Annotated in this window: 21 protein-coding genes; 11 read left to right on the plus strand and 10 right to left on the minus strand. The window is 54.7% G+C overall.

What is annotated here, in order from left to right:
• Positions 1 to 53 precede the first annotated feature (53 nt).
• The 3 genes from G6R38_RS14445 to der all read right to left on the minus strand — a co-directional run bounded on the left by G6R38_RS14445 (position 54) and on the right by der (position 4,172).
• Positions 54 to 1,637, minus strand: coding sequence for a prolipoprotein diacylglyceryl transferase (locus G6R38_RS14445; protein WP_166826818.1), 1,584 nt, complete (start codon positions 1,635 to 1,637; stop codon positions 54 to 56).
• A gap of 58 nt (positions 1,638 to 1,695) precedes the next feature.
• Positions 1,696 to 2,568, minus strand: a complete 873-nt coding sequence (gene panC / locus G6R38_RS14450) for a pantoate--beta-alanine ligase (RefSeq protein ID WP_206028591.1) — start codon at positions 2,566 to 2,568, stop codon at positions 1,696 to 1,698.
• Positions 2,569 to 2,813: 245 nt separating this feature from the next.
• Positions 2,814 to 4,172 (minus strand): ribosome biogenesis GTPase Der, encoded by a 1,359-nt coding sequence (gene der / locus G6R38_RS14455; RefSeq protein ID WP_166826834.1) that lies wholly within the window; start codon positions 4,170 to 4,172, stop codon positions 2,814 to 2,816.
• Between the two features lie 249 nt (positions 4,173 to 4,421).
• On the opposite strand from der, the gene G6R38_RS14460 reads away from it, so the two are divergent.
• Together G6R38_RS14460 and G6R38_RS14465 are read left to right on the plus strand one after the other, a co-directional pair.
• On the plus strand, positions 4,422 to 5,162 hold the full coding sequence (locus G6R38_RS14460) for a hypothetical protein (protein WP_166826837.1): 741 nt from the start codon (positions 4,422 to 4,424) through the stop codon (positions 5,160 to 5,162).
• Positions 5,163 to 5,356: 194 nt separating this feature from the next.
• Positions 5,357 to 6,637: a phenylacetate--CoA ligase family protein gene (locus G6R38_RS14465; protein ID WP_166826839.1), complete on the plus strand. Its 1,281-nt coding sequence runs from the start codon at positions 5,357 to 5,359 to the stop codon at positions 6,635 to 6,637.
• 17 nt (positions 6,638 to 6,654) lie between these two features.
• Here G6R38_RS14465 and G6R38_RS14470 read toward each other — a convergent pair whose 3' ends face one another.
• A complete protein-coding gene (locus tag G6R38_RS14470; protein ID WP_166826841.1) occupies positions 6,655 to 7,128 on the minus strand; it encodes a ComEA family DNA-binding protein in 474 nt (157 codons plus the stop codon).
• Positions 7,129 to 7,248: 120 nt separating this feature from the next.
• Between G6R38_RS14470 and G6R38_RS14475 the strand changes: the two genes are divergently transcribed.
• A complete protein-coding gene (locus G6R38_RS14475) occupies positions 7,249 to 7,824 on the plus strand; it encodes a peroxiredoxin family protein (protein WP_166826843.1) in 576 nt (191 codons plus the stop codon).
• 26 nt (positions 7,825 to 7,850) lie between these two features.
• Positions 7,851 to 8,438 carry an imidazoleglycerol-phosphate dehydratase HisB gene (gene hisB, locus G6R38_RS14480; RefSeq protein WP_166826844.1) on the plus strand — a complete coding sequence of 196 codons (588 nt, stop codon included), beginning with the start codon at positions 7,851 to 7,853 and terminating at the stop codon, positions 8,436 to 8,438.
• 14 nt (positions 8,439 to 8,452) lie between these two features.
• On the opposite strand, the gene G6R38_RS14485 is transcribed toward hisB, so the two are convergent.
• Positions 8,453 to 9,328: a diacylglycerol/lipid kinase family protein gene (locus tag G6R38_RS14485; RefSeq protein WP_166826846.1), complete on the minus strand. Its 876-nt coding sequence runs from the start codon at positions 9,326 to 9,328 to the stop codon at positions 8,453 to 8,455.
• A gap of 55 nt (positions 9,329 to 9,383) precedes the next feature.
• Positions 9,384 to 10,283, minus strand: coding sequence for a GDSL-type esterase/lipase family protein (locus G6R38_RS14490; protein ID WP_166826848.1), 900 nt, complete (start codon positions 10,281 to 10,283; stop codon positions 9,384 to 9,386).
• A 173-nt stretch (positions 10,284 to 10,456) separates the two neighbouring features.
• Between G6R38_RS14490 and G6R38_RS14495 the strand changes: the two genes are divergently transcribed.
• Positions 10,457 to 11,188: a site-2 protease family protein gene (locus G6R38_RS14495; protein ID WP_166826850.1), complete on the plus strand. Its 732-nt coding sequence runs from the start codon at positions 10,457 to 10,459 to the stop codon at positions 11,186 to 11,188.
• A 106-nt stretch (positions 11,189 to 11,294) separates the two neighbouring features.
• Here G6R38_RS14495 and G6R38_RS14500 read toward each other — a convergent pair whose 3' ends face one another.
• On the minus strand, positions 11,295 to 12,647 hold the full coding sequence (locus G6R38_RS14500; protein ID WP_166826852.1) for a mandelate racemase/muconate lactonizing enzyme family protein: 1,353 nt from the start codon (positions 12,645 to 12,647) through the stop codon (positions 11,295 to 11,297).
• A gap of 387 nt (positions 12,648 to 13,034) precedes the next feature.
• On the opposite strand from G6R38_RS14500, the gene G6R38_RS14505 reads away from it, so the two are divergent.
• Positions 13,035 to 15,557, plus strand: a complete 2,523-nt coding sequence (locus tag G6R38_RS14505; protein WP_166826854.1) for an excinuclease ABC subunit UvrA — start codon at positions 13,035 to 13,037, stop codon at positions 15,555 to 15,557.
• A gap of 20 nt (positions 15,558 to 15,577) precedes the next feature.
• Here the strand turns inward: G6R38_RS14505 and G6R38_RS14510 are convergent, their stop codons facing one another.
• Positions 15,578 to 15,937, minus strand: a complete 360-nt coding sequence (locus tag G6R38_RS14510) for a hypothetical protein (protein ID WP_166826856.1) — start codon at positions 15,935 to 15,937, stop codon at positions 15,578 to 15,580.
• A 337-nt stretch (positions 15,938 to 16,274) separates the two neighbouring features.
• Between G6R38_RS14510 and G6R38_RS14515 the strand changes: the two genes are divergently transcribed.
• From G6R38_RS14515 to G6R38_RS14530, 4 genes are all read left to right on the plus strand, one after another.
• On the plus strand, positions 16,275 to 16,721 hold the full coding sequence (locus G6R38_RS14515; RefSeq protein ID WP_166826858.1) for a hypothetical protein: 447 nt from the start codon (positions 16,275 to 16,277) through the stop codon (positions 16,719 to 16,721).
• Between the two features lie 186 nt (positions 16,722 to 16,907).
• Positions 16,908 to 17,132, plus strand: coding sequence for a winged helix-turn-helix domain-containing protein (locus tag G6R38_RS14520; RefSeq protein WP_166826862.1), 225 nt, complete (start codon positions 16,908 to 16,910; stop codon positions 17,130 to 17,132).
• Between the two features lie 74 nt (positions 17,133 to 17,206).
• Positions 17,207 to 18,166, plus strand: coding sequence for a tetratricopeptide repeat protein (locus tag G6R38_RS14525; RefSeq protein WP_166826865.1), 960 nt, complete (start codon positions 17,207 to 17,209; stop codon positions 18,164 to 18,166).
• Between the two features lie 286 nt (positions 18,167 to 18,452).
• The gene (locus G6R38_RS14530; protein ID WP_166826868.1) at positions 18,453 to 23,078 is read left to right on the plus strand and encodes an outer membrane protein assembly factor BamB family protein; all 4,626 of its coding nucleotides are present in this window, start codon (positions 18,453 to 18,455) and stop codon (positions 23,076 to 23,078) included.
• Positions 23,079 to 23,137: 59 nt separating this feature from the next.
• Here G6R38_RS14530 and rpsR read toward each other — a convergent pair whose 3' ends face one another.
• On the minus strand, positions 23,138 to 23,407 hold the full coding sequence (gene rpsR / locus G6R38_RS14535) for a 30S ribosomal protein S18 (protein ID WP_206028592.1): 270 nt from the start codon (positions 23,405 to 23,407) through the stop codon (positions 23,138 to 23,140).
• A gap of 499 nt (positions 23,408 to 23,906) precedes the next feature.
• Here rpsR and G6R38_RS14540 point away from each other — a divergent pair, with 499 nt between their 5' ends.
• Positions 23,907 to 24,365: an NINE protein gene (locus tag G6R38_RS14540; protein ID WP_166826871.1), complete on the plus strand. Its 459-nt coding sequence runs from the start codon at positions 23,907 to 23,909 to the stop codon at positions 24,363 to 24,365.
• 83 nt (positions 24,366 to 24,448) lie between these two features.
• Here G6R38_RS14540 and G6R38_RS14545 read toward each other — a convergent pair whose 3' ends face one another.
• Entirely contained in the window at positions 24,449 to 24,604 is a 156-nt protein-coding gene (locus G6R38_RS14545; protein WP_166826874.1) for a hypothetical protein, read from the minus strand.
• Between the last annotated feature and the right edge of the window lie 13 nt (positions 24,605 to 24,617).

The raw sequence follows: 24,617 nt of genomic DNA on the forward strand, positions 1-24,617 counted from the left end.
CGTCTCCACCCATAAGGAACAGTGCAAATCGGCAAAATACGAATAACGTGTCACTAGGTAGACGTTCCAACAGCCGGTTTCTTGATCACATTTTCGGACGATGGTGCGAAAATTCGCGAAGTTGTTAACTTGCCAGGGCGATTTAGCAACCAAGCAGTGTACACAACCCCAGAAACAAACATCGTCACACTAACCCACTGAGAGATGGTGAGAGAAGTCCCGAACTTGCCCATTTCATCACCGCGTAGATACTCAATGATGAATCGTGCAATCGGGTACAGAAGCATCCCAACCGAAAGCACCAAACCGTTGCGGGTCCGGTAACGGAACACCACCAAGGCCACGCAGCAAAGCATCAACGCATTGATCGTGCTATAGATTTGTGACGGTTGTAGCATCATGACCGAGGTGGAATCAGGACTGAGGAATCCACGGTGCACCAATGCCATATCCGGCACGCTGCCCATCGGAAATTGAATTGCCCAGGGAAGTTCGCAGCGATCGCCGTAACAGCATCCGTTCATCAAGCAGCCTAACCGACCGAAGGCCAACGCCAAGAAGAATGCAGGAACCGCGATATCCGCGAGTAACAACGGACTGACCTTCTGTTTCCAGCAGTACCAGATCATCGCGCTCGAACCGGCGATCACACCACCGAGCAGGACCAGTCCACCTTCTTGCAGTTGAAACGGTGCGAACAGAAGTTCCGTTCCCGTTTTTCCGCCAAAGACTCGGTCACTGTATTGGACGATATAGAACAACCTTCCACCGACAATTCCCGCCAACAACCCAAAGACACCAATATCCCAGATAAATTCGCGAGGAATTCCGACTCGTGTGGCCAATCGCGAAGCCAACACCATACAGAGCACAAATCCAATGAACAGCATAAACCCATAACCGTAAATCGGCAGGGATTGCGGAAACGTCTTCGCGATCCGGCTCATGCGAAACGCTTCGTTTCCTTGATACAATTGAATTCGTTCACGAATTTCTGCCAGACCGATTGACGTATTCGGCGAGTACGAAGCAATGTTCGCCGCTTTTCGTTCTGACGCAATTGCGTTCTCGAAGTCCCCCTGATCCGCGTATGCGGCGGCCAACGTATCGTACATCCTTGCTGTTTGCACGCGGCCAATTTCGATCGCTCGCCGAGCGGCTTGTAAGGCACGTTCTCCATCGCGAATTTCCGGATCCGGAGCCGTCGCCAACAACCATCCTAACCGCTGATAACCTTCCGCGAGATTCGGAGCCGATTTGATTGACTCGGCATAGTCATCATGAGCGGCTTGGTAATCTCGTAACGCGAGTTGTGTATCACCACGGACGATCAATAGCTCAGCCATCGGCACGCCATTCATTGCCGACTCCATCGCCACAGATGTCTCAGCCAGCTTCTGATGGAGAGATTTAGTCGCCCAGGCGGGAGCTTTGATGATCACCATCGCCCCGACAACCCAAATCACGACTGGTACACCAAGCGTTTGGAGATCAAGTTGCTTCCGGTATTGCCACAGCCGAATCAGGCCATACAAAACCCACAGTAGCAGCACCAGGCCCACACCGAACAATGGCAGTTCCCAGGAACCAAGCGGAATTCCCACGTCAATCGGAATTCGAAATAACGTTTGTCGCATGGTGGGAGTGCTTCCGTTCTATGGTTAGCTGAAGTCAATCCGAGGGGCGGTCACTGTGTTAGGAAAGATGAATGAGTCGATTGTCGATCAAACGGGTCTGTCCGACCCGAGCCGCAACCAACGCCACCATCTCAAGTTGAGCTTCGGTCAACTCGATCAATGTATGGGGATCAGCAATGGTGGCGTAGTCGAGGTTAACTTGAGGATCGCCCCGGAATCGATCGTGCATCGCTTGTCGGACACGCGAAACATCGGTTTCGCCCGCTGCAAGCTGATCGTCCGCGAGTTGCAATGACTCCGAAAGAATCAATGCCGACCGTCGCTCGTCAGGAGAGAGGTAGACATTTCGACTGCTCAACGCGAGTCCGTCCGCCTCACGGACGGTCTCGACGGTTTCGATCTCGATTGGCAAATTCAAATCCCGGACCATTCGCCGAATGATCAACTGTTGCTGATAGTCCTTCCGACCGAAAAACGCCACATCCGCCGGAGCAATCGAAAAGAGTTTTAACACGACCGTCGTCACGCCATCGAAGTGGTCCGGACGATGGGCACCTTCCCACACCCGAGCCAACTTCCCAACAGAAACCGTCGTCTGAAACTCTGGCGGATACATGACTTCGGGCGTCGGATGGAAGATGACGTCGACACCAGCGGCCCGGCACTTTTCCAGATCGTCTTGAAAGGGACGCGGATATTGCTCCAAGTCTTCCTGCGGCCCGAACTGCGTGGGATTGACGAAAATCGTGACGACGACAAAATCGCACGTCTTCCGAGCTTCCTCGACCAACCGCAGATGCCCCGCGTGCAACGCTCCCATCGTCGGCACCAACCCGACGCGTTCGCCTTGCCGCTGAGCCGACAAAATCCGAGCCCGCACAGCATCCGGCTGCTCAAGCACCATCAGTTCACGTGATTCGGCATCGGACATAGAAGGTTTTGATTCTGGAGAAAATTAGAGCCCGCAATGCCGGAATTTTAGCCGGTTCGATCGTTCGAGGAAACACCACGTGTGCCACTGGCAACTTCTTTACAAGTGGCGTCCTAAGAGTCAAACACACCATCACCCCAGTCGTAGGGTGCGTCATGACGCACCTCTTTTCCACGCGGAATCATGGTGCGTCACGACGCACCCGACAAATTCTTCATACCATCACCCCAGGCTTCATCACCTCATCACGCTTCGTCTTCATCGTCCCGCACACGTGACCGGAAGTACAGACGAATTGGCACTTCTTCGAACGGTGTGGACTCGCGGAGAAATCCGAGCAAGTAGCGTTTCCAAGACGGTTCAAATAGTTTTGGATCGTTGACCTTGAGCACAATTGTCGGCGGGTCGGTCGCAACTTGCGTGGCGAAGAAGATTTTCGGCCGACGATTGCGACGGTAGGGCGGATTCCGATTGTCGACCGCCGCCTGCACGATGCGGTTGAGTTCACCGGTGCCGACACGTTCGTGTGCCTGCTTGAAAATCGCCTGAGCCAGGTTGATCAATTGGCGGATGTTTTTGCCGTCCATCGCCGTAATGAATGCCACCGGCACATGCCGCATCGAAGCGAAAGTCTCGAACAGATATTCCGCCCACTTCTCGGTCGTCATGTCCTCTTCGAGACCGAGATCCCACTTGTTGACCACGAAAATGCAGGGTTTGCTGCGTTCGTTGATTTCGTCGACGAGTTGCTTGTCGACTTTGGAAATGGTTTGTGAGGCATCGAAGAACATCAGCACCACATCCGCTCGGCGAATGCTCTTCTGAGCCCGCACGAGACCGTAGAACTCAATGTCATTCGCCAGACTTTTCTTCTTCCGCACACCAGGCGTGTCGATCGCCAAGAAAGATTGCTCATCGACATCGAACCGCACGTCGATGCTGTCCCGCGTGGTGCCGGCGACTTCGCTGACGATCACACGTTCCTCGTTGGCCAGCGAGTTGATGAATGTGCTCTTGCCGACGTTTCGCCGCCCGACAATTGCTAACTTCATCAACGGATCGGATGTCTCCGACTGAGCAGACTGCTCCTCGTCTTCGGCGGCTGGAGGAAGTTGCTCGACGACAAGGTCTAACAGTTCCTTCCGATTCCGTCCACCGATCACGCTGGTCACAATCACCGGAGCATTCGGAGCAAGCCCGAGAAACTCTGGCACCTCGGCATCGGTTTTGGTGGAATCGCACTTATTGACCACCAACACGCAGTCTTTTTCGATCTTCCGCAGTCGGTCGGCAACCAATTTGTCCAACGGCACGACACCGGTTTTGCCATCGACGACGAACAGAATCACGTCGGCATCTTGTAGACCGACTTCGATTTGCCGTTCAACGTCGGCGGTGAGATCGTCCGTGTCTTCGACGCCCATCCCACCGGTATCGACGACTTCGAAATACCGTCCGCGATGATGCATCAAGTACGTAACACGATCGCGGGTGACGCCGGAGGTCGGATCGACGACCGACACCAACTTACCGGCCAACCAGTTGAGAATGGAACTTTTGCCAACGTTGGGACGGCCAACGATGACCACGCGAGGAATCGACATACAATCGGCCATATCAGTGCGGAGTCTGTTTCTGGATCGGCGTCGGAGAGTCTCCGAATGACACGACGCCCGCACATCATAACGAATCGATTCAGCTGCGAGAATCCTACCGACCCGGCTCATCATGGGCATTTGTTTCCGGTTGGCGGATTCTTTGTTTGCAACTCCCTCGCCGATTCGTGAGAATGTGTGTTCAAGATTTCGCCGTGAACGGCACGGCTTCAGATATTTCTGCGAGGTCCAAACCTCGTGCGTGATCAACTTGCGGGGCAGCAATCAATGAACATGCGGATTCGATCGGGTTTCACTCTGGCATTGTTGGCCGGAACGATCATGACGAGCGCGGTGACGAGCATTTCCGCTCAGGACTCAAAAAAGATCACCCTTAAACGCCCCGTTCAAGATCAAGCCATCGCGGACCAAGACGGCGGTTTGCAGCTCACTGTTCCCGACGGCTGGACGGCCGAACTCAAAGAGCCTCAAGCCACCCCCAACTCTCAAGACACGATCTTGCTGCAAAGGTTCAAGACCAGCGAGGGATTGTCGGTGCCGGTTTATCTTCTCGCCGGTGGTGGTGCCAAGGTGCGAAGCAGTGTCGAACGTTGGCAAGATCAATTCCCAAAACCACCGACCGGTGCCGATGTTGAGAACACCCGGCAAACCCGCTCGGCGATCATCTCCAAAGATGACCCACAAGACCCATCCCAGAAGCTGGCCATTCGTTATGTCTTTGTGGACATTACGGGCAACTTCAAAGGAGCATCAGAGCCGCTGTTGCAACATGCCGGTGCAATTGAAGATGGTCGCTTGCTCGGTGCAATCATCGGTGTTCCGGACTCTGGAATTTACGTGATCACGATGGTTGGCTCGCAAGACAACGTGGAAGCTGAATTCGATGCCTTCCGAAGTTCCTTTGGTGCACTTCCCGAGGACAGCGAAAACGACATCGACCTGAGTCCCGCCCCGGAAACGTCTGGCGGAGCTGAATAATCTGACGTGCCGAGAAGTCGTTCAATTGATTCTTCGCAACAAACCGGTGGCTTCGGCTTCCGGTTTGTTTGCGTTTGACACTTGCTTTCGGCAATCGTTTGCTCTCTCAGAGGTTGGCTGACATACTGGGAAACCGCCTCAATAAAAAAGCTCGACTAACCACCCCCGCCGACCGCGAATCGCAAGATCGACTCATGCCGGATCTCCCGCCCGAACAACAGACTCGTTCACAAATCCTCGAAATTCAGTCCCGTCGCTTGCGAGAGTTGATCAGCGAGGTTGTTGGAAAGAATCCATTCTGGACGCGTAAATACGAGTCGATCGACGTTCAAGCCGTGCAGTCGGTCGATGACCTGCGTCGCTTGCCGATTTGTACCAAGGCAGAACTCGTTGCCGATCAAACCGATCAGCCGCCGTATGGCACAAATCTCACGTACTCGAACACCGATTACTCACGATTGCACCAAACGTCCGGCACAACCGGTCGACCGATGCGTTGGCTGGACACGCCCGCCAGTTGGAACTGGTTTATGGATTGCTGGGAGTGCATTTATCGGCTGACGGGAATCACATCGGAAGACGTGTTCGCGTTCCCGTTCTCGTTCGGACCGTTCATCGGTTTTTGGGCCGCTTTCGAAGGAGCGGGACGGCTCGGCAATCTCTGTTTGCCAGGCGGCGGCATGAGTAGCCAAGCCCGGTTGCGTTTGATCGAAGAAAACGCCGCCACCGTCGTGTGTTGCACACCGACCTACGCTCTACGACTTGCGGAAGTTGCTGCGGAGCAGGGCATCGACTTGGCAAGCGGAAGCGTGAAGAAACTCATCGTCGCTGGCGAACCCGGTGCGAGTATCCCAGCCACGAAACAACGGATCGAATCCGCATGGGGAGCGGAGTTGTTCGACCACTGGGGCATGACAGAGATCGGCGCGCTCGCCGTGGAACCGATGGGGCGTCGTGGCGGATTGACAGTCCTCGAACACCAGTGCATCGCCGAAATCCTCGATCCAGAAACCCTCGAACCAGTCACTCCCGGCGAACAAGGTGAGTTGGTCATCACGAATTTGGGACGACTTGGTTCCCCTCTCATCCGTTATCGGACCGGGGATCTGGTGCAAGCCGCTACGGAACCCGCTGATTCCACCTGCAGCTTTCTCCATCTAGAAGGTGGGATTCTCGGGCGAGCGGATGACATGGTCACGATTCGGGGCAACAATGTGTTCCCGTCCAGTTTGGAAGCCATCCTACGGGAGTTTGACGCGGTTGCAGAATACCGCATCGAAGTCCGTGAAGTTCGTTCGATGCATCATCTCAAATTGGAAATCGAACCGACACCAGAGACCAACCCCGATACCCTCATTGGGCAAGTCGCCCGGACCATCAAAGACCGGCTAAATTTTCAAGCCGAAGTGTTAGCGGTCCCGGTGGGCTCGTTGCCACGGTTTGAATTGAAAGGGCGACGGTTCACAAAGGTGTAGGTCAGCGACGTCGCGAGCTATTCTTTGATCGTCATCCACGGTCGCAATTTCGCGAGCGTTTTCACACCGATGCCTTTGACACGCTGCACGTCTTCGATCGAGGAAAATGGTCCGTGGATTTCTCGGTTCTCGACAATCCGCCGAGCCAACGTCTCGCCAATGCCGGGGAGTTGCATCCACTCCACCCACGTTGCGGAATTCACATCGAGTTGATATTCGAAGACTTTCTCGACCGGGCGATTGATTTCAATTTCCCGTAGTCCCCATCCACTGAGTCGCCCCCAATGCCAAACGGCGAACGTCAAACAGGTGATGACCAACGCTACGCCGACCACGTTATCACTGCGGCGAAGTCCCCACCATGCCTGCCCCGAAACGGGCGAGACGGGCGTCGGTTGTGGGGGCGGTAGCGGCGACGCTGACCGGTCGTGCGTCTCCACCGGTTGCGGGTCAGTTTCCGGAAGCGATTGGGAATCCGTGGTCGCAGACACGCCCGTCCTGCCAAACTCAAATTCAAAGTGACTTCACCACAGGGTTGCATGGCATGATGCCGGTTTGATCGGCATAATGAAAGCGTGGACGGATCGGAAATCGCCTCAGGAGTTTTCACAATGGTCGCAAAAATTCTTGGTTGCTTGCTGCTTGTTGTCGCGATGGTCGGCGGCGGGACGGTCATGTCGGCGGACAAACCGAAAAGTTCCGAACCGCCGAAACTACAAGATACGGCCCCCGATTTTGCGTTGAAAAACCTTCAAGGTAGAACAGTGAAACTCTCCAAACTGCGAAAAGACGGCCCCGTGGTCGTTTTGATGCTTCGCGGTTGGCCCGGTTATCAATGTCCCATTTGCAGTCGGCAAGTGACCCAGTTCTTGAACAAGGCTGACGAATTCGCCGAACACAACGCCACCGTCGTTTTGGTTTACCCTGGACCGGCGGACAAGTTGGCGGGACGGGCCGACGAATTCATCTCTGGCAAAACGCTGCCAAAGAACTTTGAACTCGTGATCGATCCCGATTACACCATGACCAATCAGTACAACTTGCGATGGGATGCCCCTCGCGAAACCGCTTATCCGTCCACCTTCGTCGTCGATCGCGCTGGCAAAATCCAATTTACGAAAGTCAGCAAGACCCACGCCGGACGTTCCCGCGCTCCCGAAGTGTTGGCCGCTCTTCAGAAACTCTAGACAACATTTGAAAATCGTCTTTCATCATGACACGCACCGCGAGCATTCACCGCGAAACTGCCGAAACGCAGATCACCTTGGAATTGAACCTCGATGGCACCGGCCAATCCGACATTCGCACAGGTGTCGGATTTTTCGATCACATGCTCACGCTTTTTGCCAAGCATGGATTGTTCGATCTTACGGTCCATGCCCAGGGCGACTTGCACATTGATTCCCATCATACGGTCGAAGATGTCGGCATTTGTCTCGGCCAGGCGTTGCGGGAATCGTTGGGTGACAAACGGGGCGTGACCCGATACGGCAGCATGACGTTGCCGATGGAAGAAACGCTCGTTACATCGGCTCTCGATTTCAGCGGTCGAATGCTGTTCGTCTGGAAGACCGAATTTCCCACTGAGAAAGTCGGTGAATTCGACACGGAATTGGTCCGTGAGTTTTGGCAAGCGGTCTCGTCGAATGCGCTCATGAACTTGCATCTCGTGTTGCATCACGGGGCGAACAGCCATCACATTGCGGAGGCACTTTTCAAAGCGACCGCACGAGCCATGCGTCAGGCAATCACGATCGATCCGCGTCAACCCGGTGTCCCGTCGTCAAAGGGTTCGCTGTAACCACACTGAGTTCATCAGGCGGGCACAAACGCTTTCAGTGCCGATGGGAGCACCCGAACTTCCGCGGGTGCCAACCCAGCCGGATCGCCGTCCACTTGTGCCGGGATCGGTTCATCGCATTCGATGCGAACACTCGTCGCACGAATACATTCCACATCGTCTCGTTTTTCATGACGACACCGCACGACGCTCAAGAACATGCTCACTAACTGTCGTCGTGACTTGGGTCGAAACAAGCGGATGTCGAGCAGACCATCATGTCCATCCGCATCGGCGGCCAAGGGTAACCGCATCGCGTATGAGGGCAAATTGACAATCATCGCAACCGAAGCCGTCAGCGGGGTCGTCGCATCGTCGATGAAGAACCGCATTTCCGGAAATGAATACCGGCGAAACACATCGAAAATCGGGCGGACATAACTCAGGTGGGTAATGTGCCCTCCACGTTGTGCGTGCAGGCGGTGGACGATATCCGCGTCAAAACCAAATCCTGCCATCAACGCGAACCGTCGATCTCCAATGGTTGCGAGATCGAAATGCTTCGTGTGACCGGCGGCGATCATGTCAGCGACGAACTTCCCGGAGCAGGGCACTTTCAGATACTTTGCCAGAAGGTTTTCGGTTCCCAGCGGTAACACTGCCAGCGGCAAACCAGGAAAACGATTGATCAGGTCATCCGCCGTGCCGTCGCCACCCGCTCCGACGATACACACAAGGTCGTCCTGGTCTCGCTCGATCTCAAGTCGTTCGGTCAGTTTTTCCCGCCGCGAATACAAACGAGGACGGAGTCCGTGGTACTTCAGTCGAGCAATCAGTTCCAGCAACACTTTCCGACGCGGCCCCGAGCCGGAACGCGGATTGCGTTGAATGGCGACCCAAGGCTGAGCCATCGGCTTGTTCCCAGACGAGTAAAATGCGGAATTGCAATCGGAGTGGACGCGCCGATTAATGAGGCGATTTCAGTTCGCGAATCCGTTGTTCTTGCTTGGCGATCAGTGCGTTGAACTCGGCCAACTCGGCAGCGTTCTGGCCTTGTTCATGTTTCCGGAAGCCAGTGAGATACGTGATATTCTGCGGCCGCCATTGTTGGAAGTAATAGCGATTTTTCAGCACGATTGCTTGTCGCAGGGGTTCATGCTCGGCACTAGTTTTGACTTCGCCAAAAATCGTTTTGGCACTGAGTCGAAACCCATCACGATTGGGAATCACACCATCATCCGTCGCGCGATTTGCTCCATCGACGTTCTGGTATCGGGACAGCAAATTCAAGGCGGAAATGTACGAGACCCCGCGATCAACCGCCATTGCTTGAATGCCCTTGGCGTAAGCTGCGATCAAACGGTTGTTGTGTTCCACGACTTTCTCCGGTGCGATCACCGGGGTCTGTAACGTTGGTGAGAGCAAAACGAACCGGGCGTTTGCTTCCGTCGCAGCTTGTAAGTCATCGAGCAATTTGCCGTATTGCTTGAGAAATTTCGGAAGCTCCGCGACTCCTTTCAGCGCCTCGTTGTTGCCGTATTGGAGGAAAAACACGTTCGGTTGCAACTCGCGGACTTGCTCGATCAATCGACGATACCCAACGGCTGGCGAATCAAAGATGCCACGCGATTCCGCCCAGACGGTGTCGCCACTCCAACCGAGATTCCGAAACGTGAGATCCCGATCTGCATTGAGCAAAGTGAGCGCGGTTTCCCAGTAGCCGAAACGTTGCTCTCGTTCCACAAGTGTCCCGCCCAGAAAGACCACACGGTCGCCATCTTGCAGTTCCACATGCGGTTCGGCGGCGGTCGCTAACTGAGCCGGCAGAAAGAACAGACACATCCAATAAATGGGCAAACGGAGCACGATCGGCCTCGGATTGAAAACACGGAGTCGCAAGAACGATCCATTTTTGCCGGGCAGTTCGCAAATGTCCAATCAGTCGGGAGAAGATCCGGTTTGCCACTTTCCTGTCGGATGAGTACAGTTCATCGACGCGGCCCAACGAGGGCAACATTTATTGCAACGTGGAGAGAATTATGTTCGGGCAAGCCCGTCCGACGGCATTCGATATGTACTTTCGGCTCGGCCCCATTCCGGTTCGTGTCGTGCCTTGGTTTTGGGTCATCACGATTCTGATGGGATATCGAGGCACAATGCCGGACCGTCCCGATTTGCTCCTCACCTGGATGGGCTGTGTGTTCATTTCGATCCTGGTTCACGAACTCGGTCATGCAATCGCCGGGCTGGCATTCGGCTGGCACCCCGAGGTGTGGTTGTACCATTTCGGAGGCTATGCATCGTTCCGCGACCAACCGAATTGGACCGTCGGCAAAAACATTGTGATGCTGTTCGCTGGCCCGTGGGCCGGTTTTCTGCTCTACGGTCTTGTGGTTCTTGGAGAGTATCTTTTTAGCGGCGAAATACGGAACGCAATCGTGAGTGGCGTTGTGACAGACGGTCCGCAAAGTTATCGAATCCCGTGGTGGTACGAAGCCATTCACCAGCTGAAGTACATCAATCTCTATTGGGGATTGGTGAATCTGCTGCCCGTGTTTCCGCTGGACGGTGGACAGATCGCCGGCACCTTGCTCGAAAAATACCGCTACCGGGATGGTCGCGAATTGACGTTCAAGTTGGGCATCGGCGTCGGGATTGCCGCGGCAGTCTTCTTCATCAGCCAAGAACGCCGATACCCCGCGTTTCTGTTCGGATATCTGGCATTCATGAACTACCAGAATCTCGAAATGCACCGCCGTGGATACTACTAGGATTTCGCGCCGCTTACTATTGATTGTGGCGGGTTCTGTCTCGCGGCGGGCAGGAAACAAACGCTCTTTTCGCGTCCACCGTGAAGATAGAAAACCATAATACGGTCTAGAACCCCAAACCGATGCCGTCCAGACTTCCGGTATGGACGGTACCGTCGGTGATGTCGAACATGCCGGGGAACCGCTTGGTCCAACTCTTGTTAGCGGCCGGGCAGTATTGCCGACCGTTCCCCTCGATCGCAGCGACCGCCGGAATGTGAGCCGCCAGCGAAGCCGATTGAAGGAATGAGAACCCCGGGCATGTCAAATCTTGCACACAGAGGAACATATCGAATTTCTGCGCGGCGGCGGCCAACAGCAGAGAATCCGTTTGCCCTTTGCACGCTTTGAGCGCCACTCCCGAGTACCCCAATTCACGGGCCATCAAGAGGGAATCGTAGTCGATCAGCGATTCATCGATCACAACCGGCTTGATCTTCGCCGCCTCGTGCATTTTGTTCTGCGGATTCGCTTCAAGGTCGCGATGCGTAGGTTGTTCGATGTACTGGATGCGATCAAACGCCGGAGCATTCTGCTCTTTGAGACGGTTCAAGAAGTCGAGCACATACTCAACCGTCTCGCACTTCTCATTGAAGTCGAGTGAATAATGCCAGTCGCTCACACCGCGTTCTTGCTGGGTTTCACTGGCGATCCGGTCCACAATGAGAACACGTTCCAAATCCCAGTCGGCGTTGTCACCGGCGAGCTTGATCTTGAGATGCGTCAGTCCGTCGGCTTTGATCCATTCGCTAAGCGTCTCGGGAAGCCCGTCATCGAGACGTTTTTCGATATCGCCATCGGTCAGGGGATCTGCTGCTCCAACCAGGTGATAAATCGGCAAACGATCCTTGGGTTGCTCCAGCGTGTATTGGTCGAGAAACTCGCCTTCGAATTGTTCGTCGAGGTACTCCGAAAGATCGTACGTCATGAATTCGTCGGAAAGCATCCGGAAGCAATTCATATCGTGCACACGACCGTAGGCATCGTGGAGAGCAGCATCAAACGGACTCGCCGCCACGAGCTGCGCCAGATCGGGCATCGGTTCGGGCAACCCGAGTCGTCCTGGCAGTGTCTGACCCAAGTGGTGGTATTCCGCCGAGAGATGAAATGTGAGGTCAATCGGATGACCGTATTCCGGATAGCGGTTGCCCAACTGAACCACTTCTTCGGCGAATTGCCGAATCACTTTCGCTGTTTGCTCGTCGGTAAGTTCTTTGGACGGCCAAGCCCAGACGTTCCCTAACGGCATGCTACCGAAGCCGTCGGCCATCAGGCCATCACGGGTTTCCACCGTGACTCGCACCTCGATCGTTTCCGTCTGTTCGACGACTCGCCCGCCGAACTTAAGAGGCGAACGAAATGGAACAGGCTTGTACTCCAATACAGCTTCAACGATACGAATGTCGGTCGACTTATCCATGGTCGAATCGGTGGGGTCTCGAATGAGGAAACAAAGAAGAAAAGCGATACGGCCACATTTTATCGGTGTCGTCAGTTTGTCGCAAGTTGCTATCAGTAATGATGCTGTGTTGACTCGCGACATCTATTTTTGATCGTACCGGGTTTTGTCTCACTGTGGTTAGGAAACATTCATTTTTTCATAGCAACCACGCATATTGAAGTCCGCAATCCGGCCGACTTTGACCATATCGTTCCGTGCTGATTCTCCCGCGTCTGGTCGATCGCATGCCCGTGGGTCGTGCGGGGAAGGGTGCGGTACTCAACTTTGGACGCGACTTGGTATATAACCAACTCCCACTAATCGAGAACCGACCACACATCTGGCGACCTGGCGACTGAAAACTTAATGACACTGTCGAATCATTCGAGCCCCCAAGAACTCAGCGAATTCATTCACGTGCGGAATGCGCGGACGCACAACCTGAAGAATTTGGATCTTCAAATTCCGCGAAATCGGCTGGTGGTGATTTCCGGGGTCAGCGGGAGCGGAAAAAGTTCGCTGGCGTTCGACACACTCTTCGCCGAAGGGCAGCGACGATATTTAGAAAGTCTGATGGTCGGCCGTCGGCAGCCGTTGCCACAGTTGCCACGTCCTCCGGTCGATGAGATCGACGGACTTCCGCCCACTCTCTCCGTGCGGCAAGGCGGACCACCGGCGAATCGACGCAGCACGTTGGCCACTCTCACGGAGATCGCGGACTACTTGCGACTCATCTACGCATACGCCGGCACCGCACACTGCCCGAAATGCTCGGCGGTCATCACTCGGCATACGTCGCGGCAAATCGTCGAGGAAGTTGCCAGTTGGCAGCCCCGCACGAAACTCATGGTGTTAGCACCATGGCCGACCGAGGACTCCAAAGATGGCCCAACGGTCGTGGAACAAATCAACCAAGCGGGTTTTGTCCGATTGCGAATCGCGGATGAAGTCGTCGACATCAGCGAAGCTCCTCCGGAGACAGGCACAAACATCGATGCGGTTGTTGACCGGTTAATCGTCAAGGACGGCTTTGAGTCTCGGTTGCGGGAATCGATTGATCTTGCGTTGCGACATGGTGAAGGTCGGTGTGTTGTCAGCCGACAGGACGAGCAAGGATGGACCGATCTCGCCTTCACAACACAATTTCGGTGCGGAGCCTGTGACCTCGAATTTTCCGAACTGACTCCCCAAACTTTCAACTTCAACAGCCATCGCGGAGCCTGCCCCCATTGCGAGGGGTTGGGGTCCCTCGAGCAGAACAACGAAACTAGCCCATGCCCCGAATGCGGTGGCTCGCGGCTGAATGAGTTTTCTCGGTCCGTCACGGTCGCCGACATTTCGATTTCGGATCTACAAGCCGATTCCATCGACGAGACAATTGCGGCCGTCGAAGCGTGGCGGCCCGAGACGTTCCGTTTGGATGCCGCCGCCGTGATCGAGCGGACTCGACCGGAATTGTTGGCAAGAATGCGTTTTCTTGAACAGCTTGGGCTAGGATATTTGTCCTTGAATCGAGCCGCTCCCACTCTTTCCGGCGGTGAATTGCAGCGGGCACGATTGGCGGGCGGACTCGGGGCGGGGTTGGTTGGTGTGTGTCACATTCTTGATGAACCCACGGCGGGACTTCACGCGAAAGACACCGACCGGCTGATTTCCGCACTGCAAGAACTTCGTGATCGCGGGAACACCGTGATTGTCGTTGAACACGACTTGCGTGTGATGCGTGCCGCCGATCACGTGATCGAAATTGGTCCAGGGGCCGGCGGAGAAGGGGGGCGGTTGCTAATTTCCGCACCGCCCGCAGATGTCGCCAACTGCGAGTCGGCTCCTTCAGCTCGTTTTTTGACGACACCGCAGAACTCAGAACCGTCGCGTCAACGGAATCCTGAAACGCAAGGTTGGCTCACATTGACTGGTGCATCGTTGCACAACTTGAAGAACACGACGCTCAAGTTTCCGCTGGGTTGCCTGACGAGCGTCGTTGGTGTGAGTGGTTCCGGCAAGAGTACGCTCGTGTTAGACACACTCGTGCCCGCCGTCGCAGCCCATCTTCAAAACGACACGAGTGCCAAAGCGAAACGAACATACTCGGAATTATCCGGCGTGGAATCCCTGCAACGAGTTCTCAAGATTGACCAATCGTCGCTAGGCCGCTCAAGCCGTTCCAACCCGGCCACTTTTAGCGGAGTCTGGGACGAAATTCGGCGAGTCTTCGCGAAAACTCGCGAGGCACGCATGCGGGGATTCACAGCGAAACGTTTTAGCTTCACGGACAAGTCTGGCCAATGTCCGGCGTGTCGTGGGTTGGGGATCGAAGCGGTCGATCGACACGTACTTCCCGACATCGAACTGCCGTGCGGAGTCTGCAACGGTCGTCGGTTCAACCCCCAAACACTTGCGGTGCGTTTTGCGGGTCGAAATGTCAGCGATATCTTGAACCTACGAGTCGACGACGCTCGGGAAGTTTTTCAGAACTTTCCCCGAATCACACAAACACTCGCAGTGTTTCAAGAAGTAGGGCTCGGATACCTGACGTTAGGGCAATCGACTCAGACACTTTCCGGAGGCGAGTGCCAGCGGATTCGTTTGGCCACGGAACTCGCCCGAGAGAACCATGAACTGACCCTTTTCGTGCTGGATGAACCCTCTACCGGACTGCATTCCGCTGATTTGGAACGTTTGCTATCCGTGTTTGACCGCTTACTCTCGGCAGGGCATACCGTGCTGGTTTGCGAACACCGACTGGATGTTATGCAACACGCGGATTGGCTGGTGGAACTTGGCCCGTCAGGTGGAGAAGCAGGTGGACGCGTGATTGCAGAAGGTCAACCGTCCCAATTCAGAACGGACTTCGACACCCCCACCGCGACAGCACTCCAACGGACCTAACGTCCGGCGTTTTACATCCTTCAAGAAGCCGATTCGGCAGCTTGTTCTTCGTCTTCCCAACGCATCAAGTGTTCATCGAGCGATGCGATAGTGACGGCGTCTTCTTTGTCGCTTGCATCTTCCAACTCGAGGCCACACTCGCGGAGTTTGTCTTCGTGTTCCGATCCTTTTTCGATCAAGCCGTTATCGTGAATGGCTCGCCACCACTGCAGATGTGACCAGTCCCGACGAACGGTCTTCAGTGTGGTGACCACAGTTCGACCGTTTGCACCAGCGCTGAATCCTGCACGTGAAGCAATTGCACTGTATGTGGCGAATTTGTCCGCCCGTTTGAGTTCAAAAAGAACCTCCGCAACATCTTGCGCTCGTGTGGATGCCATGAACGATACCTCTTCCGCAGAATGGAAACACTTCAAAGCCGAAGTGGTCGCAACGACACGTCCCTGATAAACTAGAACGAGCGAATCGAACGAGAATTGATCAATGATGGACTTGCGTCCTATGACCACGTTCCATTGCGACCAAGTATCTCCGTGGTTTGAGAAAGCGGTTTCCATACTCTCCAAACCTAGATTTCAGACTACTCTGAATTCCGGTTCGACTCAACCCTGATCGTATCTCGCCGCCTCCAAATCCCAAGGGGTTGCCTGCTCGAGCCAGGGAATCCGCAATTTTGAATGAGTCTGCACTCCAAACAGGGCACACCTGTATCCAGTCATGAATGTCTACCAAGAACACAATATCCGTCTGGAATACCCGACCGATTGGACCCTCGAAGAACAATCGCAAGACAATGATGTGACCATCACGATTCAAAGTCCGACCACAAGTGTGTGGGCCATCACACTGTTGTCTGGTCGGCCGGATCCGAGCCATGTGCTCAAAACGGCGATCGCCGCCTATGAAGCGGAGTACCCCGATCTCGAAATCGAAGACGATACCGAATCCGTACTGGAAGTCGACCACCTAGCCCGTGATTTGTACTGCGAACAGTACGACTTGGTAACGAGAATCTGTCTCCGGGTCTTCACGGTTGGAAATCGGACCGCGTTGGTCTGGTTTCAAGCTGCGGATGTCGAACTGAAAACGACCGGCGCCACTCTCGACAACATCACTGCCAGCCTTTTGATTGAAGACCCTCCTCAACCCTTTTGGCCATATTGACTTAAATCAACAGAAGGACAGCAGGAGACACAGGCACACGTGTATCCAAGATTTTCCCGAACGTGACCGGACCAATGGTGCCGGAACTCAACAACGAACCATCAATGATGTAGAATATCTTTGCATCGCATACAGCAACACCGATACAATATGGAAAATTTCTCTCTGGGTAGGAGCGAACAGTCAATGACCACAATTGTCGGACAGCAAGTCGAAAGTGTGGGTGTTGTTGCCGGATTGGTTTGGGAATATCTGCATGATCACGAGCCGGTCACACTCAGCAAGCTGGCTCGCGACATCGACGCCCCCCGCGACTTAGTCATGCAAGGCTTGGGTTGGTTGGCGTGTGAGCGGAAAATTGCATTCCACCCCGGCGAGAATTCCAAGTTGGTTTCCCTGAAAGACCTGTGAAGCGAAGCCGTCGCAATTCGGCGGCATTTTCAGTTAACGTCTCAGCGCTCTCTCCATCGGAATTTCAATCGGCCATGAGTACTGCCCCAACAGCCGAGAGTTGTCTTCGTGAAGGCCGAGCACGGTTGAAAGCGAAGGATATTGACGAAGCCATCCGCTTTTTCGAAGCGGGGTTGGCCCTCGATCCCGATGCCATCAAGTTGCATGATGGTTTGGGAGCCGCCCACTACATGCGGAAAGACTTCGCCAATGCAGCCAAGTGCTTCCAACGAATCATCGAGCTAGACCCACAGAACGGCCGAGCGTTTACGAACTTAGGTGCGGTCTATAATCGTCTTGGCGAGTTTCCCAAAGCGGTCGAAGCACTGCGAAAGGGTGTTCAACGCGAGAAAACCAGTGTCGGTTTCTACAACTTAGGAATCGCGCAGAAGAATATCGGGCAAGTCGCGATGGCAGTGTCGGCTTACCAACAAGCGGTCCGATTAGATCCACTCAATGCCGACGCCTATCTCAATTTGGCGAACTGCCTGGTTGAAATGAAGAACGTGCGGAAAGCGGTCGAGAGTTACCAAAAAGCTCTTGAGATTCGACCGGATTTCGAAGCCGCCAAACAAGGGCTCGCCAAAGCAAAATCCGACCAGACCGCCGCTCGGGAAGAAATCGACCCGTTTGGTCGTTTGGTCAGTGACAGTTCGCATAGCGGGGTCATTGAGTCATTCGGTCTTCAGGAAATGACGGAACTACAACGCCTGGAAGACCGGCAAAAAGTCCACGATCTTTGTCAAAACATCCAGGAGAAGTCCTCGGAAGTTCTCGAATTCCTACGCGAACAACTCTCACCAAGTTTGCATGGCCTCGTACGCGGGACCGCTGCGGTGGGACAATCCACGAAGGAATTACAGGCGGCCCATGACGACTACCAAACCGTTTTGACCGACCTCATTTCGCTTCGGCAACGCATGAAAAAACAGCTACTGGCATTGCGAGCCCACGAAGAGTTAATCCACACGCCCGACATTGATGACGTGAAGTAGCACCGACTGATCAATTGCGACCGATCCGATTGGTTGCGAACAACTGTCGAACGGCGTGCAGCCATGCACCCTCGTTCGCTGGCTTCACGATCCGAATGAACGCTGTTGAAGTTGCCTAGCGCACGCTGTTAACATTGGACGAAGGACGAAACGGATCGACGGCTCGTGCTGGATGCTCGACAGCGAGATTTTTCGCTCCCACCCAATTTGGATCCATCCACGATGTGTTTGCCTGCCTGCGATGGATCACCACCACAATGGATTGCCAACCCGACGGAGTCGTTTCATGGCCACCACTTCGTGTTGCCCATCAGTGCCTCGAAGCCTATTGGCATGTCTTGTGTTGATCGTTGGCTGGGTTCCGTCTGTCGGGCACGCTCAAGTTCAGGCCCCGAATCGGCCCATCTTTGTTCCGCCCAACGTTCGGCTCCGCCAGTTCCAACCGTCCCCCCGTGGCGTTCACAACGCGGAACCATCGTTCACCGTCGATCGCGAATCCACACAACTGCTGAACCGGGCCCGTGGATATCTTGAAAAATCGAAATACGACCTGGCTCTGCCGCGTCTACAAGCATTGCTGAACCAAGACAGCGATACGTTCTACCAACCCGATGCGGAAACGGACGCCAACCGTTACGTCAGTGTCAAAGCAGCCAGTCTCGCGATGATTGACAATCTCGCGGAGGATGGCCGAAGACTTTACGAGCTTCAATACGGTCCGGTGGCGAAGAGGTTGCTCGAACGTGGGATGCAAACCGGCGATCAAGTCGCCCTCGAAGACGCCGTGCGAAAATACAACTCCACAGAAGCGGGGTTTGAAGCCGGCTACCGTCTCGGTCAATGGCGACTCGATCAAGGCGAGCCCGCCGCGGCTGCGCTCCAGTTCCAAAGTTTGCTCAGACACCCAGACCGTGCCAAACGGTTTGAACCGACGTTGTCGGTGATGCTATCGGCCGCATGGGCCCAGGCCGGGCACCCGGAAGAAAGTCAGGCCGCTTGGGACCGGGCCGCCAAATTTGCACGGCAAGACCGCATCGAACTGGGCGGAAGGGAATACACAGTTGCAGAACTCTCCAAGAACTATATCGACTTGTTCTCTCCGCAATCCAATCGCTCTCAACTGACGAGTCGGTCTAACGATCGGGATTGGCTATTGTTTCGTGGAAACGCATCACGAACCGCGACCAGTCCAGCCGTTCTCCCATCGTCCGACATCGCCTGGAATCGTCCAACGCTTGTCACAGAATCCTTTTTCGGTCCGACAACCCGTCATCGCAACGAGATCGAACAGCTCGTTGACCATTTGCGAATGTACTACCGTCAGATCGGCCGACTGTCAGGAATTCCGACGATGCACCCGCTTGTAGTGGGCGACTTGGTCATCGTTCGCGCTCTTTCAAACGTGCAGGCGTATCGACAGTCGACAGGGGAATTGGCGTGGGAAACGGCTCGCCTTGACCGTTCCTTGCTGGAATTGCTGGACGATCCCAGCAGCCGACGACGGATCAATGGCGATGCACGATCCGATCTCGAGAACTACCTCACCCAACGACTTTGGCTGGATTCGACTTTCGGACAGATCAGCAGTGATGGCGTTCGCGTGTTTGCCATTGAAGAGATGGGGTTCCGCGGTCGGCGCCAACTGACGCAACGCGGGGAGCCCCACCCATCCGCACCGACCGACACCAACCGGCTCGTTGCCTACGACATTTCCACCGACGGTCAAATTGCCTGGCAAACCGGCGGCCCGTTGGCCGGGTATTTTTTTCTCGGACCACCCTTGCCGCTCGGCCCGGAACTGTATTGTCTCGCGGAATCCGGTGGCGAGGTTTCCCTGATTGTACTGCGAGCTGACACCGGTCAGCTGCAATGGCGACAGACATTGGTTCAACCAAGCCGAACCGTCTTGGCATCGGGAGTCCGGCGAACCGCAGGGATCAGTCCAGCTCGGGCTGCGGGTGTGCTCGTTTGCCCGACGGCTGGGGGTGCGGTCGTTGCTCTGGACTTGTCTCGTCGAATGCTGCTGTGGGGATATCAGTACCCTCAAAAACGTTCGGAATTCACCTATCAACGCAATGTCGCAAACTTTGGAATTCCTGGTGCCCAACCGGCCATCATGATTGAAGATAGTTCGGACGGATTGGGTGACGCGGGTGACCGCTGGGTCGATTCCACTCCGACAATCACCGGCCAATACGTATTGCTGACGCCCCGCGATTCGAACGAGCTACACTGTCTCGATCTTTGGGACGGGCAGGTGCGTTGGAAACTGCCCCGCGCCAACAACCTTTACATCGCCACGACGACAAATCGTGAGGTTGTTGTCGTCGGCCAAGCGACCGTGATGGCCTACGATCTTCGTACCGGCAAACCGGCATGGTCGAAGCCAATTCCGATTGATGAACCCGCCGGACGTGGGTACCGCAGCGGTGACTACTACCACCTTCCTCTCGTCAAAGGCCAGTTGGCCACCATTCATCTCCCCGAAGGACGTCTGCAAGCCATTTCGTCGATCGGTCGTGATTTTGAGGGCAACCTTGTGGCCGCCGGGAATCGTGTGTTCTGCCAGACAGCGAACCGCATCGTGGGATTTGCGGACCAAACACAGTCTGAGGAACAAATCGATCAAGCTCTTCGAGAGAACCCCAATGATCTCGACTCACGTATTCGCCGAGGACGCATGCGGCTCCATCTCGGTGATGATGCGGGTGCGGTCGAGGATTTTCGGTTCGTCTTGGCGAGCCAACCCACGGGAACTGCGGTAGAGCAGCTTGCTGACGTCTTCATTCGCCGTGTGCAGAACGATTTCGGCAACCTGGAGAACGATGCCGATTTGTTGGCCAAACTGCCGATGTCGCCGGAACAAACGCGGCAGTTCTTTCTTGCCTATATCGACGGCCTAATGAATCAAAAGCGGTACGTCGATGCATTTCTCAAGGGCATCGAGTGTGGTCAAAGCGGCACACTGACTTCCGAATTGGAATCGGTCAGTGGGACATGGTCGGCGAGTGCACGGGAGCAACTTGCCGCTCGGATTCATTTCGCCTGGAATCAACTATCGAAAAACGAGCGACAAACGGTTCGAGCAACCACCAGTGAGATTGGAAAGAATCTCGAAACGGTTAGCCAGGCTCAGTTTTGGCTCACATTGCTCCCCAGCGATGCGGTTTCGGAGGACTTCGATCGGCTCGTCCGCGAACACTCCAACCATCTAAGTTGCCGAACCGAGTATGCGGTCAGTCTGGAGAGGTTACGCCGATCGAGCGAACCGCAAATTGCCGCATCGGCCACCGTGGAGTTGCTAACCCTCCAAACGAAGGCCGGTTATCTAGAGTCCGCCGCGAAACTTGTCAACGAATTGGCACAGCAATTCCCAGAGGTTCAACTCGCAACCGGACAAACCGGAGCCGAGTTCGCCGACGCTTGGAACAAGAAACACAAGCCATCCGAACTTTGGACGCCCACCCACAATCCCTGGTCCGGTCGCCAACTTGAATCGAAACTCCTGCCCAACGGAACCTCACAGCGAGAGTTTCCACTGCTTTGGCGAGGAGAACACAGCCCTATTTTTGCTGACTGGTCTTTCACGCTATCACCGACGCGTTCCCACCTCATCGCCCGCGATGGCTTCGGACGGCCTCGCTGGGAGTTGCAAGTGCATGAAGACGGTCTCCAAGTCCCGATTTACAATGAAAGTTTCGTCGCTGCGAAAGGACATTTGCTGTTGGTGTCTTTCGGGTCGGAGTTCATGGTTCTCGAGACTCTCACCGACGACGGAACACCCCGAATTCTTTGGCGTCGGAATCAGATGGAAGATTTCGCGGAAGATCCCCAGGGGAGGGTCAAAGGGGGAAACGTGCAGCGGTTCCGCATGAGTCGCTACGCGGGTCCACATCGACTCATGTATGAGCATACGGACGATGAAGGTCGACCGCTTGGCGGTATCACCCCGCCGAACGATTCCATCATTGTCTATCAGGCAGGCACGTTCGTCCGGGCGGCGGATCGCTACACTGGCGAAATCCGTTGGCAGTACCGGAACATTGCCCGTGGATGCCGAATTTTCGCTACCAACAGCCGAATCTTTCTTGTACAGCCGGATGACGAGATTTGGATACTCCGGGCAACCGATGGCGCCAGAGTTCTCAATGACAACCCAACGACGGCCGATTCGTTGTTCGCTGTTTTCGGACAACATGGCCTCAGTTGGAACCAAACTCGCGAGAAATCCGAACTGTTATGCACGGACTTGGCGACCGGTGAAAATCTTTGGCAGAACGAATTTGAACCGGGAGCTGCCGTCTCCGCATTCTGCTCCGATGAGGTCGCAGTGCTAGATCGCTCGGGAGCATTTCACATTCTGGGCATCGAGGATGGAAAGCCGCGATTCCAAACCACGCTCCCGGATCAACCACGATTGTTGATGATGGCCGTCGTCCGAAGCGAGGCCCGATATTTGGTTCTGACGAACCAATACCGGCCCGAAGAGAATGCCAGCTTGATCACTCGCCCCGTCGTCGAAGGGGAGCGGGCGACATTCGTAAACGGGATCTTCGCAACGATCGACCGTGACTCAAAAAGCGTGCAACATAGCGCAGTTGATATTGAGTCCAGGAGTTCGCTCACCCAGCCGAAGTCTCTCCCGTTTTGGGTGGTTCAGCGGCCGGTGTTTCATCAATTCGCGTCGAATTTGAACACCGCAAAAAACGAAGTCCGGGTGTTTGACACCCGGACTGCAAAGCAAATCTTCAATGACGCAACAACGATGCTTCAATCACCAATGACAATTGGTAGTCCCGATGAATCGGGTCAGACCGCGTTGCGATTCTCCAATGCAACAATCGAAATCAAACCCGGCGATCCACTCGTCAACAAACAAGAATACGAAGACCGCCCGGAGAACGCCGACTAAGCGACACGGCGAACATCGAAATCGCGCCTGTCGCTTACCCAAGGTCGGCAAATGAGGGCTTATTCATCAGGGACGTAAGGCAGCAGCCCGATGAAACGTGCTCGCAAAACGGCTGTGCGGACGGCTCGCTGATATAGAGCCGATGTGCCGGTTCGGCGGCGAGGCAGAATCCGACCTTCGCGGTCGATCAACGTACGCAGCAATTTGACGTCTTTGTAGTCCACATAGACTGGACGTACTGGCTTGCCATCCGGCATGAACCGGCATTTCAACTTCTTCTTGAGACGGGCTCGTTTCTTCCGTCGTCGACGGATGTCCATACGACTCATATTTCAACGCTCCACAGTTTGGGTTGTCGACTCAGAAAAACGCGACAACACACCGGTTCGCTGGAGTTCACGCGGCACGCAAACATGGTTACCTTCCCACGAAGGTATCCGGCGAAACTAAGACAAGTCGCTGATTGTAGTCGCAAGCCGGTGAAATGAAAGCGTTTCAAACGCGAAAACTCCGATTTTCCCTCGCCCAACGGATCGCAAATCGGCAAAGATGACTCGCAAAACCGGTCAAGAAGTCACCAGTTTGGCGGAGTTTCGTACATTGGTCACCCCCCGCGAAATCCCGACCCCGACAAGGACCGAAACACACGATCCACGTAACCTATTCCTAAACCGGCAGTTACGACTTCTTCACCAACGAATCACCGTCACCGGCTGACTCGCTTCTCAGAGAATCGGCATGGATTCTGCAACCATATCTGTCTCAAAACAATTGTCGGACACGTCGCCCGATTGATGAACTAATGAGACTCCAGAAGGAAGTAGTCAGATGTCCTCATTGACCTCTCATCATCGCCATTCCAATACCACACACTACGAAGATTCGGTCCTGGCCCAAGATACTCACTCGATGATGCTTGGTTACATCATGTGGATCTTCGGCTTTCTTGGAATGCATCGATTCTATTACGGCAAGAAGATCACCGGGACCATTTGGTTCTTCACGGCGGGCTTGGCAGGCATCGGTTGGTTGATCGACCTGTTCCTGATTCCTTCGATGGATGATCGGGCCGACGAACGGTATGTGGAAGGCCCAGTCGATTACAATGTCGCCTGGATTTTGCTTTCGATCCCGGTCGTCGGCACATTGGGAGCCCACCGTTTCTACATGGGCAAATGGATCAGCGGTTTGATCTACCTTTGCACCGGGGGCTTGTTCTTCGTCGGTTGGCTGTATGACCTGTGGACGATCAACGAACAAATCGACCGCATCAACCGATTCGAATAACGCTGAACAAAATCCGGCCCCGAACAAAACCCCTCAGGTTTTTGACCTGAGGGGTTTTTACATGCCGATCGTTCGTCCGAACGTCACGACTTCGATTTCTTTTTCTTCTTGGTCGCTGTCTTCTTAGCCTTTGCGGGCGTTTTCTTCGTCGATTTCTGATCGGTGGACTTTTTGAAAATCCGATCCCAACCTTCGGCGAACTCATCCGAAGAACCGGTGTGTACAGTGTAGCCAGTCATTGCGTTCACTCCT

Source organism: Thalassoroseus pseudoceratinae, assembly GCF_011634775.1.
Taxonomy (GTDB): domain Bacteria; phylum Planctomycetota; class Planctomycetia; order Planctomycetales; family Planctomycetaceae; genus Thalassoroseus; species Thalassoroseus pseudoceratinae.

Bases quoted from the DNA above. Each gene is read 5' to 3' on its own strand.
- G6R38_RS14475 (WP_166826843.1), top strand. From the start codon at position 7,249: ATGGTCGCAAAAATTCTTGGTTGCTTGCTGCTTGTTGTCGCGATGGTC.
- rpsR (WP_206028592.1), bottom strand. From the start codon at position 23,407: ATGAGTCGTATGGACATCCGTCGACGACGGAAGAAACGAGCCCGTCTC.
- der (WP_166826834.1), bottom strand. From the start codon at position 4,172: ATGTCGATTCCTCGCGTGGTCATCGTTGGCCGTCCCAACGTTGGCAAA.
- G6R38_RS14515 (WP_166826858.1), top strand. From the start codon at position 16,275: ATGAATGTCTACCAAGAACACAATATCCGTCTGGAATACCCGACCGAT.
- G6R38_RS14465 (WP_166826839.1), top strand. From the start codon at position 5,357: ATGCCGGATCTCCCGCCCGAACAACAGACTCGTTCACAAATCCTCGAA.
- G6R38_RS14505 (WP_166826854.1), top strand. From the start codon at position 13,035: ATGACACTGTCGAATCATTCGAGCCCCCAAGAACTCAGCGAATTCATT.
- G6R38_RS14445 (WP_166826818.1), bottom strand. From the start codon at position 1,637: ATGCGACAAACGTTATTTCGAATTCCGATTGACGTGGGAATTCCGCTT.
- G6R38_RS14525 (WP_166826865.1), top strand. From the start codon at position 17,207: ATGAGTACTGCCCCAACAGCCGAGAGTTGTCTTCGTGAAGGCCGAGCA.
- G6R38_RS14530 (WP_166826868.1), top strand. From the start codon at position 18,453: ATGGCCACCACTTCGTGTTGCCCATCAGTGCCTCGAAGCCTATTGGCA.
- G6R38_RS14495 (WP_166826850.1), top strand. From the start codon at position 10,457: ATGTTCGGGCAAGCCCGTCCGACGGCATTCGATATGTACTTTCGGCTC.
- G6R38_RS14545 (WP_166826874.1), bottom strand. From the start codon at position 24,604: ATGACTGGCTACACTGTACACACCGGTTCTTCGGATGAGTTCGCCGAA.
- G6R38_RS14500 (WP_166826852.1), bottom strand. From the start codon at position 12,647: ATGGATAAGTCGACCGACATTCGTATCGTTGAAGCTGTATTGGAGTAC.
- G6R38_RS14485 (WP_166826846.1), bottom strand. From the start codon at position 9,328: ATGGCTCAGCCTTGGGTCGCCATTCAACGCAATCCGCGTTCCGGCTCG.
- G6R38_RS14510 (WP_166826856.1), bottom strand. From the start codon at position 15,937: ATGGCATCCACACGAGCGCAAGATGTTGCGGAGGTTCTTTTTGAACTC.
- hisB (WP_166826844.1), top strand. From the start codon at position 7,851: ATGACACGCACCGCGAGCATTCACCGCGAAACTGCCGAAACGCAGATC.
- G6R38_RS14520 (WP_166826862.1), top strand. From the start codon at position 16,908: ATGACCACAATTGTCGGACAGCAAGTCGAAAGTGTGGGTGTTGTTGCC.
- panC (WP_206028591.1), bottom strand. From the start codon at position 2,568: ATGTCCGATGCCGAATCACGTGAACTGATGGTGCTTGAGCAGCCGGAT.
- G6R38_RS14540 (WP_166826871.1), top strand. From the start codon at position 23,907: ATGTCCTCATTGACCTCTCATCATCGCCATTCCAATACCACACACTAC.